The sequence below is a fragment of the Klebsiella sp. K47 genome (genome assembly GCF_051858335.1).
GTDB classification, from domain to species: Bacteria; Pseudomonadota; Gammaproteobacteria; order Enterobacterales; family Enterobacteriaceae; genus Klebsiella; species Klebsiella pneumoniae.
In genome coordinates, this window is the sequence record NZ_JBPYUI010000009.1 from 1 (window position 1) to 11,173 (window position 11,173).

General features: G+C 51.8%; 9 protein-coding genes. All 9 read left to right on the plus strand.

From position 1 onward, the window contains the following. Positions 1 to 248, plus strand: a 248-nt coding sequence (locus RRF55_RS10510; RefSeq protein ID WP_205318101.1) for a hypothetical protein, incomplete at its 5' end; no start/stop codon positions are given. Between the two features lie 1,052 nt (positions 249 to 1,300). Next, a complete protein-coding gene (locus RRF55_RS10515; RefSeq protein WP_020325078.1) occupies positions 1,301 to 1,549 on the plus strand; it encodes a hypothetical protein in 249 nt (82 codons plus the stop codon). Position 1,550: 1 nt separating this feature from the next. Beyond that, positions 1,551 to 2,891, plus strand: coding sequence for a type VI secretion system baseplate subunit TssK (gene tssK, locus RRF55_RS10520; RefSeq protein WP_004142901.1), 1,341 nt, complete (start codon positions 1,551 to 1,553; stop codon positions 2,889 to 2,891). Then, on the plus strand, positions 2,888 to 3,553 hold the full coding sequence (gene tssL, locus RRF55_RS10525; protein ID WP_004181140.1) for a type VI secretion system protein TssL, short form: 666 nt from the start codon (positions 2,888 to 2,890) through the stop codon (positions 3,551 to 3,553). Before tssK ends, tssL begins: the two co-directional genes overlap by 4 nt. Before the next feature lie 2 nt (positions 3,554 to 3,555). Beyond that, positions 3,556 to 5,259 carry an OmpA family protein gene (locus tag RRF55_RS10530; protein WP_016530256.1) on the plus strand — a complete coding sequence of 568 codons (1,704 nt, stop codon included), beginning with the start codon at positions 3,556 to 3,558 and terminating at the stop codon, positions 5,257 to 5,259. A gap of 215 nt (positions 5,260 to 5,474) precedes the next feature. Beyond that, on the plus strand, positions 5,475 to 8,030 hold the full coding sequence (locus RRF55_RS10535) for a DUF2345 domain-containing protein (protein WP_102007254.1): 2,556 nt from the start codon (positions 5,475 to 5,477) through the stop codon (positions 8,028 to 8,030). A 2-nt stretch (positions 8,031 to 8,032) separates the two neighbouring features. Next, positions 8,033 to 9,484, plus strand: a complete 1,452-nt coding sequence (locus RRF55_RS10540) for a hypothetical protein (protein ID WP_032104126.1) — start codon at positions 8,033 to 8,035, stop codon at positions 9,482 to 9,484. 39 nt (positions 9,485 to 9,523) lie between these two features. Beyond that, the gene (locus RRF55_RS10545) at positions 9,524 to 10,597 is read left to right on the plus strand and encodes a hypothetical protein (RefSeq protein ID WP_009485630.1); all 1,074 of its coding nucleotides are present in this window, start codon (positions 9,524 to 9,526) and stop codon (positions 10,595 to 10,597) included. 108 nt (positions 10,598 to 10,705) lie between these two features. Further along, positions 10,706 to 11,077, plus strand: coding sequence for a hypothetical protein (locus tag RRF55_RS10550; RefSeq protein WP_016530473.1), 372 nt, complete (start codon positions 10,706 to 10,708; stop codon positions 11,075 to 11,077). The last annotated feature ends 96 nt before the right edge of the window (positions 11,078 to 11,173 follow it).

The window sequence follows — 11,173 nt, forward strand, 5'->3', positions numbered from 1 at the left end:
CTCGTCGGGCTCATAACCCGAAGGTCGTCGGTTCAAATCCGGCCCCCGCAACCAACATAACAAACACCCTCAAGGGTGTTTTTTTGTTTCTGCCGCCGGCAAAACCTCTGCCGAAAACGGGAACGGCCATTGCCGCCCCCTCGCCGGTTTGCTTTATGTCATCCGTAACAGCCCCTGAAATACAAGAAACCGCAATTTATCAACGTTTTTTTATACTTCCCTGTATCTCTCAGGAGATCCACAGATGATGCGTGGACAAATGAGTGTACGGCTAAAAGCCACTTACTTAATCCACTCATTTAGAGTTTTGCGCAATAAAAGGACTAAATTCCCGGAACTACCGTTATCTTTACGTTTGTAATCGGCCCCTGGCCAACAAGAATGAAGATAGCAGACTTGATATAATCATTATATTTCGGTGCTTATCTTGCCAGACAGGGCACTGCAACAAACAGGATTTAATTGAGATAATGTATCTATGATAGTTTTCATTATAAGTCAGCACCATACTTTCATTACTGAATAAATCATGATAATTGATGCAAATGTTATATTTTTGATACCAGAGCTTCTTCTGATTGTTTTAAATCATGGTATTAATCCCATCTTTTCCCTTCTGTACTTCACTAATCTCGCAGTAGATGGTCGAACTTTTTGCCACCAAATCATTCACAGCAAAAATATCATTTATTAAAGAAGCTTTTATTTATTCCGAAAAAGTGGCGTTGCGATATTATTACGCGATCGTTTATCGGTATTTTATGCTTATACTTAGCCATAACCAAGCAGATTGCCCTTGATGGTCAATAAATTGAGAAACTTCATATAAATAAAACTATCTTAGGATACGAGCCAAATTATTTATAGTAGTAATAATAACGATCTTTCAGACACTGACCACATTGCACCACGCTTTATTTAACTGTTAAATTGGATCAAGGTCAGATACTTAAACAGGGGTTAGTTAGACAGGGAGAAGCTACATGGCTAAAAAATTTCTAAACGATGTTCCCGAAACTCGCTTTAACATAAAGCCGGGCCTGAAAACAGGAAGCGCCATGAATGTGAAGTTACCTCTACATCTTCTCTCCGCCAGGGATTGTAGTGTCCACCAGACATTTATTAACTATAGCCCCAATAATTGGCCTTAATTTAAACCAAAACAACTTCACTAACGCCATGACTGAACCTGGAGCGATGGAAGAATTAACAAGAATGTCGTTACAGGAGAGGGGTTAACCTGCACGCCTGGGAAAGTCATTGGGCAAAACCGGATAAAAGTTTCAAAAGGGAAATTTTGATGTCTGCAAAGGAACATATTTCTTCATCTGCGGCTATGTCAACAATGATGGGATCAGACGGTATTTATCAGTCGTTGTTTAGAAAAATACATCTGACGGTAGCTATCCATACTCCACTTTCCTGTCTGGCGAAATCTGCAGAGGATGTGGTTATGCATCAGCCAGACGTCCAGCACGTTAAGTCACGCTGGCACGGTCTCAGGTTTCTCAAATGCCAAAAGCAAAAACCTGACCGGGCGGTGGTGTAGTATGAAAATTCATCGACCACTATGGGCTGAGGGAACGTTCCTGTCCTCACAACAGTTTCAGCAGCAGGCCCGCTGGGAAACGTACAGTAACAACAGCATTGCACAGCTGGGTATCCGTCATCCATGGGGTGTGGCGAGAGTCGAGTTTGACAGAGAAGCGCTGGCGTTAGGGAAGTTAAAATTACGTACCCTGCGCCTGCGTTTTTCCGATGGCTCGTTGATCGACTCCGAAGTTTCCGATGCGCTGCCTCTGGCTTGTGATTTACATACTCTGGCGGTGGAAAATACGGCAATAGTTGTCCTGGCGTTACCGCTGGAACATGCGAATGGCGGTAATCTGGGACAGGAAAAGCATACTGAAAGACCCCTGCGTTATCGTCAGGAATGGCATAAAGTACAGGATATTTATGGCAGCGACAGTGAAGAAATGGCCGTTGAATGCCATGCGCTGTCATTGCGTTTCGCCCATGATAACAATCAGGATTACATCACCTGCCCGCTTGCACGTCTGACGCGGAATGGTCAGGGTAACTGGTCTCAGGATGAAAGCTACATCCCGCCGCTGCTTGCCCTCAGCGCACATATTGGTCTGGTGGAGCGACTGGATACGTTGCTGTTGCAGCTACAAGCGAAGTGCCGGCGTCTGATGGCCCTGCGCCGGGAAAGCAATCAGCGTATGGCGGACTTCGCGGTAGCGGATGTGTCCCTGTTCTGGTTACTCAATGCGTTGAACAGCGCTGAACCGGTTCTAAGTGATTTTTTACGGTATCCGAGCATCCATCCTGAACTCGTCTGGCGCGAACTGGCTCGTCTGGCCGGCGCGTTGCTGACCTTTTCCCTTGAACACAACGTGAGCGCCATTCCCGCATATGTCCATGATGCTCCAGCCTCCGTTTTTCCGCCGCTTTTTACCCTGCTCAGCGAACTGCTCGAAGCCAGCCTGCCGTCGCGGGTGATTGCGCTCGAGCTGGAATCCCTTCCCGGCAACCGCTGGAAAGCCGAACTTCACGATCCACGCCTGCGGGAAGAGGCGGATTTTTACCTTTCTGTTCGCTCCTCGCTGCCGACGCACGTCGTTCTGCAACAGTTACCACGGCTCTGCAAAATCGGGGCGCCGGATGACGTTACGTTGTTGGTTAATGTTGCGCTGAACGGTGTCCCTGTTGTTCCGCTGACGCAGGTTCCGGCTGCATTGCCATTACGGCTGGAGAATCAGTACTTTGCGCTGGATATGCAGAGCGCTCCGGCTAAAGCCATGCTGGATGCCGGGTGCTGCATGATTTACGCGCCGGGTACGCTGGGCGATCTGAAACCCGAGCTTTTTGCGGTACTGCGGTCATGACACAGGAACGGAAAATCGACATTGACGTACTACTTCGCGACACCTTTCTGACGGTGGTGGAACTGCGTCAGGGCACTTCTGCAAGACACGGACAGGAACTATATCGCCATTGTCTGCAGCAGGTGGAAGGGGTACGCGAGCGTCTGACAGCGGCCGGATTCAGCCAGCAGGACATAGAACATATCACTTACGCTCAGTGCGCGCTGCTGGACGAAACCGTTCTCAGCCGGGACGTGATGGATGATGGCCAGATGGTCTGGCTAAAAAACCCTCTCCAGTCGCATTTTTTCAATACCCTTCAGGCGGGCGAACTACTGTATGAGCGTATGAAGCGGTTTTTACAGGAGCCAGCCCCCACGCCGGCGGTCCTGACCTGTTTTCATCGCGTGCTGTTGCTGGGGTTTCGCGGGCGCTATCAGGACCCCGAATCTGATGAACGGCAGCATCTCATTGCGATGTTCAGCAAGCGGGTTGAGCCATTCAGGGTGCAAGAAGATTCGGCAGTGCTGAACGTGCCTTTGACCAGGCGTCAGCATTACCTGTGGCAGTCTCCTTTTTGCTGGCTGCTACTGCTAATGCTTGTGCTGGTTGGCGTCTGGTGGGGGTTGCATAGCTGGCTGAATGTACTGGTGGATGAACTGCTGCCAACAGGCAAGTCTTGAAGATGAGCCGGGTGAGTAACACGCTGAAACAGGCGCTTTTGCTGTGGAGCATGCTGCTGGTGCTGGCGCTATGGCTGGGATTCAATCAGGCCTCTACGGCGATGAAATTTGGCGTGACAGTGGCGCTTATCATCATCGCAGTAGGCCTGCTGGCGTGCTGGCGCGGAAAAAAAAGACAGACTGAGGCCGACAGCGCATGGCTGTCCCGATTGCCGCCCAAAACATATCGGCAGCCCGTAGTGCTGGTGTGCGGCGACGCGGCAGCATCGTTATTCACAGAAAACCCGCTGCGGCAGGTCGCGGGAGGGCTGTACCTGCACGTTGCGGATGAAGAGCAACTTATCAGACAGGCTGAAGTGCTGCTAGCTGACCGCCCCGCATGGGCTTCTCAGTTATGTGTGGCCTGCACGGTCGTGCCGGTTGTTCATCTGGATATGGCTGTTCTGGCGGGACGATTGCGACGCTTTGTCGGCGGTCTGGCGACAGTGCGCCGCAGGGCGGGCATAAAAGTGCCGCTGCTGCTGTGGAGCTGGCTGCCCGGCACAGGGCGAGAGGATGATCTACCGTGGTTTATCTGCGCCGGCGGCAAGGTTCAGGTGGTGACACCCGCCGGAGAAAGCTCTCCGACGGCATGGGCGGCACAGCCCGGAACCGATGGGAGCAGCCTGCGGCTTTGCCATCTTCTGCGGATGGAAAGCCTGATGCAGTGGCTCAATCAGATGGTGTTACCAGAGCTGAACGGGTATCCGCCGCTGGCGGCGGGCATGGGGCAGGCGCCATCGCTGCCTGCGCTGGAAGGCAATCTGTGGCAGACATGGACAACGGCAAAAACGGGACTGACGCCGGAGGCGATACCGAAGATCGGCGCATCTCCCCTGCCGTTCCCGGACATGATGCTGCCGCTGTTACCACGTCAATCAGGATTTACGCCAGTGCGCCGCGCCTGCGTGGCGGCGCTGCTGATGACCACCGTGGCAGGAGTGGCTGCGCTCTGTCTGTCAGCAACCGCAAACCGCAGCCTGCTGCTGCAGGTGAGCGACGATCTACATAAATATGATGCCGTTCCGGCAGACAACGACGCCGCTAAAGCCCACCACCTGTCGGTCCTGAAGGACGATGCAAATATTCTGGATAGCTATTTTCGCGAAGGGGAGCCATTACGTCTCAGTCTGGGCTTATATCCCGGCGAACGGCTACGCCAGCCGGTATGGCGGGTTATTCGCGATTACCGTCCACCTGAGAAAAAAAGGGATGTAGCAGACGCATTACCGGTACAGAGCGTGCGTCTCGACAGCATGGCGTTGTTTGACGTCGGACAGGCCCGTCTGAAAGACGGCTCGACAAAAGTGCTGATTAACGCGCTGGTAAATATCAGGGCAAGGCCGGGCTGGCTGATTGTGGTCACCGGATATACCGATACCACCGGCAATAAAAAAGCCAATCAGCAATTGTCGCTGCGACGCGCGGAAGCCGTGCGCGACTGGATGCTACAGACCAGCGACATTCCGGCCACCTGTTTTGCCGTACAGGGGCTGGGCGAAAGCCATCCTGCGGCAACTAACGATACGCCGGAAGGCAGGGCCGCTAACCGGCGCGTCGAAATCAGTCTGGTTCCCCGCACTGACGCCTGTCAGGACGTGAAACAGAACATGCTGCCAGAACCGGCGTTATCTCAGTTAAATCCACAAGGAGTTTCAGCCATCTAACCATGGCCGGCAGGAAGCCTTCTGCTTTTTTGGCACGGGTTCGATATGCGGCTCGCTGAATATCGGTGGTACCGGTACCGAGCAACCGCTATTCACAATTTAGCCTGATGTAAACCTGATGGGCACGAGGTCATGGCTATGGGCGGTAGCGTGCCTGAACAGGGCCCCGCAAGAGGAAATTCTGTGGAATTTGTTACGAAATAAGGAAGCCCACGATGGATGTACAGAACTTCGACCACTCACACCACGCGTTAAAAATCCGCGGCCTGAGCAGCGGCGTGGACGTACTGTCCTTTGAAGGCAAGGAGCAATTAAGCGCCCCGTTCCGCTATGACATTCAGTTTACCAGCAGCGATAAGTTTATTGCGCCGGAGTCGGTACTGATGCAGGACGGGGCATTCAGCCTGACCGCCCCGCCGGTGCAAGGGATACCGACGCAGACTCCCCTGCGTACCTTGTACGGGGTGATCACCGGATTTAAGCAATTGTCTTCCTCACGGGACGAGGCGCGGTATGAGGTGCGGCTGGAGCCCCGTCTGGCGCTACTGTCCCGCAGTCATCAGAACGCGATTTATCAGAACCAGACGGTGCCGCAAATCGTGGAGAAAATACTCCGCGAGCGGCATGAGATGCGCGGTCAGGACTTTGTGTTTAACCTGAAAAGCGACTACCCGTCACGCGAGCAGGTCATGCAGTACGACGAAGACGATGTGACATTCATCTCACGGCTGCTGTCGGAGGTGGGTATCTGGTTCCGGTTCAGTACCGACGCCCGACTGAAAATCGGGGTTATCGAGTTTTACGACGACCAGAGTGGCTATGAGCGCGGCCTGACGCTGCCGCTGCGTCACCCTTCGGGGATGAGCGACAGCGGAACCGAAGCAGTGTGGGGTCTGAACACGGCCTACAGCGTGGTATCGAGGTCCGTCACGACGCGGGATTACAACTACCGTGAAGCGATGGCGGAGATGACAACAGGCCAGTTTGACGTAACAGGCGGGGATAACACCACCTACGGTGAAGCCTATCATTACGCTGACAATTTTCTGAAAACGGGTGACAAAGCGACGCCGGAGAGTGGTGCATTCTATGCGCGTATCCGCCACGAACGCTACCTGAACGGACGCGCCATCCTGAAGGGACAGAGCACCAGTTCTCTGCTGATGCCGGGGCTGGAGATAAAGGTCGAGGGTAATGATGCGCCAGAGGTATTCCGCAAGGGCATTCTGATAACCGGGATTACCGCCAGCGCAGCACGAGACCGCAGCTACGAACTGACATTCACCGCCATCCCCTATTCCGAACGCTACGGCTACCGCCCTCCTCTCATTCGCAGGCCTGTGATGGCAGGGACACTCCCGGCGCGGGTGACCAGCACCACGGCAAATGATGTCTACGCTCATATCGACAAAGACGGGCGCTATCGAGTGAACCTGGACTTTGACCGGGATACGTGGAAGCCGGGTTTCGAGAGCCTGTGGGTACGGCAGTCACGCCCCTATGCGGGAGATACTTACGGTCTGCACCTGCCGCTGCTGGCGGGAACCGAGGTTAGCATCGCGTTTGAGGATGGCAACCCGGACAGGCCATATATCGCCGGGGTGAAACACGACTCGGCGCACACCGACCATGTGACCATCCAGAACTATAAGCGCAACGTGCTGCGCACCCCGGCGAATAACAAAATCCGGCTGGACGATGAGCGGGGTAAGGAGCACATCAAGGTTAGCACAGAGTACGGCGGAAAGAGCCAGCTGAACCTGGGACATCTGGTGGATGCTGGGAAGCAGCAGCGCGGTGAGGGTTTCGAACTGCGCACCGATATGTGGGGTGCGATAAGAGCGAAAAAAGGTGTCTTTATCAGCGCCGATGCGCAGGAAAAGGCGCAGGGGCAGGTACTGGATATGCAGGCAGCAATAACGCAACTGGAAAATGCGTTATCGATAGCAAAAAGTCTGTCACAGGCGGCGGAGGTGGCGAAGGCGCATGGTGCGGATCTTGATGGGCATACGTCGCTGAACGGCGCGCTGTCGGAGCTTGTAAAGGCAGGGATAGTGCTGAGCGCGCCGGAAGGCGTGGGGATTGTAAGTCCACAGGGCGTCAGACTGGGTTCGGGAGAGAGCAGTATAGGGCTGATGGCGGGAACAAATATTGATGCAGGGGCGATGGAGAAGGTGACTGTCTCGGCGGGAGACGCGGTGAGTGTATTTGCGCGCAAGGGAGGGATAAAGCTGTACGCAAACCAGGGAAAAGTTGAAGTGGAGGCTCAGAACGAGAGAATGCGGCTGACATCGCGCCATGGGATGAAGATAAGCAGTACGGAAGATGTGGTGGAGATAGAGGCAGAGAAGGAACTTGTGCTGAAATGCGGCAAGGCGTACATCAGGCTGAGCGGCGGCGGGGTGGAGGTAGGAGGACCGAAGAATATCCTGTTGAAATCAGCGAATGTGCAGAAGATGAGTAAAGCGCAGTTGCCGGTTGAGATGCCTGTGCTGCCGGGAAAAGGTAATTACGATCTGTCGCTGGATCTGCGGGACTGGGATGGTATTCCCATTGGTGGCGCGAAGTACACAATCGCTTTTGAGTCAGGGGCTGTATTGTCGGGCATGTTAGATGATAAAGGGTACGCACTGCATACCATTGTCCTCCCCGAATCAGCAACGGTGGAATACGAATTTCCAGAGCCGGAACCGGACAAACCTTGGGATCCCTATTCGTCCCTGCTTGCCTCAGTAGATGCTGAATTAGGGGCGGATGGACAGGGAGCATAATAATGGATACAGACACTGATTTAGACAGAGCGCTGGCTTTTTATCAGCCGCCACCAGAAAGCTGGTATTCTGGCATACATAAGAAAATTGAAGCGACCGGGCAGTGGATTTGGGAAACCATTCAGGGGGATTTTAACGATAACCAGAGTACCGGGCAGGTAGTAACAGGTACTGTTATTTCTATGATCCCTCTGGTGGATCAGATTTGCGATGTCCGTGATCTGGTTGCTAACTGCATGAAAATAAAGGAAGGAAACGATAAAAAAACAGATACCACCTGGGCATGGGTGGCAATGATCCTCACTCTGGTTGGTCTTATTCCAGTTGCGGGTTCCCTGATTAAAGGGATTTTCAAAGTGCTATTTAATTCGATAAGAAAAGCTGCTCTTGCTGGGAAGATAACCTTAAAAGCTATTGATGCTGCTGTCTCGTTATTTAACAGATTCATTGATATGACCGTAGTGCAGGCCACAATGAAATATATGAAGATTTATAACCCCTACCAATATGCCGAGAAGCAGGTCAGAGAGCTGATTGCGCAGCTAAATGTGTCCGTGCTGTTGACGAAATTTGATGAATTAATGGAAGTCACTGGAAGCCTGCTGGATAAAGCCAAATCTTGGGGGCCGGAATCTATTCGCCAGCCGATTGAGACGACCTGGAAATTGCTGGTTTCTATTCGTAGTCAGGCCAATACTATGCTGGAGAAGGCACTGGCTCCGCTGAATGAGACACTGGAAAAGCTGGCCGCGCGTCTACGACAGGAAGGCGATAATTATTATAAGGCGCATACTGGCGCTAATCCGCATCGCCCGACTCGTCTTAAAGATGCAGAAGAGGCTGAGTTATTGGTTCATAATAAGCCGGACTGGGTGGATGTGGGGGTAACTGAGAAATATCCAGGGTTGAAACAGGCGAGCGCAGAACAGAAGAGTCTGATGCGACTGGAAAAGGATAAGGAAGGCTGGCCTGCTTTGTCGGAAGATAATATAAAAAGCTTTCATCAAATGCGTTATGTTGAGCTGCCACAGAATGAAAAATTGTACCGTGTATTGGATCCTGCCAGTAGTGATAACAGTTTTTGCTGGATGCGTGAGGCTGAGTTTATGGCTCTGAAAAGCAAATCGCAGTGGCGGCGACGTTTTGCGGTATGGAAGAGCTGGAATGAAAATGGCGAATATGTTGTGTATACCGTCCCGCCAGGCACCACAATGAAAGTCTGGGAAGGTCCCGCTGCCTCACAGTCGCGTAGTGTGACTGATAATGGTAAAAATGTGGACATAGTGTTGGAAGGTGGGGGAATTCAGATAGTGATAGACCCGGCCGATCTGAATCTGAATTATCTGGGGAAACGTCAGCACACAGGGTGGGGATATAGGGATTTTTCTGATGAAGTGGATATGTATATCGGCATTCCCCAGTTGCAAACTAAAATTTTCGTGCCTGAAGAGTGATAACCACAGGAAAGATTGATAAATAAAGAAGGAGGTAATATGGCGATATTGCACCCCCAAGAGTGCTGGCTGCTAGAGCGAGCAATGTCGGTGGAATATTATCGGAAGCGTTATGAGGCGTGGCGGGCATTGGTTGAGTTATGTGAGTATCAGGTGGCTGAATGGGCAAAAAGCATGCCTCTGGATATCCGTCGGCGCCCGCTGTATGAACAGATTGATGCTGTCTGGGGGGGGCGGGTACTGCCCAATATTCGCGGTACATTAAAGTCGGTACATTATGATTTTCTACAGCGTCAGCAAAACGATCCAAATGCACTGCATTCTGGGGGAAATATCAGTAGTGATCGGCGGGGGTTGATAGATTATTTCCCGAACTGGATGCCTGATGTAGCTCAGAAGCAATATCAGAAACTACTCTGGCGGGCGGGGTTCTATGATGATCTGATAAAAGACACTTCGACGGGTTATTGGTACGAAGGTTCGCTGACTTATTACTATGAAGAGAGTCTTTATGGTCCACTGGCGCTACCTATGCAACTGCCACTCTATGAACTGGATCACAGCGTGTATCTCCGGGAAGGCGATCCGGTGACGATTGACGGTTTGTACCTGCCGGATCTGCTTGATGCGGGGGCGCGCCTGATGTATCTGAGGGAGAATATTCCTGATGCATGGCAGGGACGTGTGCGAACTCAGTATGTCAATGATGTTGGTCAGCAGGAGTATTACTGGGAGGAAGGGGCATGGACAAAAACCAACTGGATACGGATACGGCGGGTGAAAAACCGGTTTATCAACGTGCCGCTGGAAGGCTTTTTCCCGCGGGGAACCCCGGAGGAGCTTTACAACTGGCCGCAACGTCAGCAACAGTACATCACGGAACAGCAGCGGATAAGCGCGTCCAGCGGCGAACCCTGTCCACACGGCGGTGAATGGTCGATTTTTGTGGAGGACAAACCGGTCACGGTAACGCTGGAGCAGGGGGAACTGATGCCGGAATGGGAAGACAGAACAATGGAGGAGGAGCATAAACAAGGCGAAAAGTTTCATGTTTTGTGGTCCCTGATGGCGCGACACGACGGCGGCCCGGTGTGGGTTTCTGAAGCGGGATAACGTCCGTCAGAAAGAAATGGCAGGCGGGGATAAAAACGCGGAAAGAAATAATGTCCCCTACACTCACTGGGGACATAAAAGGATTTTATTCTGACAGGAGAAAGCGTAATGCTGAAATCATTATTGACAGGATTGTTCTTTATATATTTTCTAGCAGGCAATGCATATGCCGAGGATTATAATGATATTTTCTGGGGCATGTTAAAAAAAGAAAATCAGGAGATTGTTTTTGTCCGTTGCGACAGTCCGCCATTAAAAATGAAAATAGTCAGAACCGCAGATGCTAATCAAGAAAATATAGAAAAGGCGTACCAGACGTTTAATCAGAGTAAAGGCCAGTCGATGTATTTTGCGTTTATCGGAAACGTCAAAGATACCGGGAATGGCAATTATGTATTTAATATGTATGACGTGATGGAGACGAAAACGGGGCGCTGTAATCTGACAGATGCGCTCAATAACTGGAATGTGTCACAGTGACATTTAGCGTAACGTATTTTTCCGTTTAATCACGCCACCTGATAAAGATAAAATCATGTTCAAACGGTGGTGAAGCTGTTTATTTCGAGTTGAATG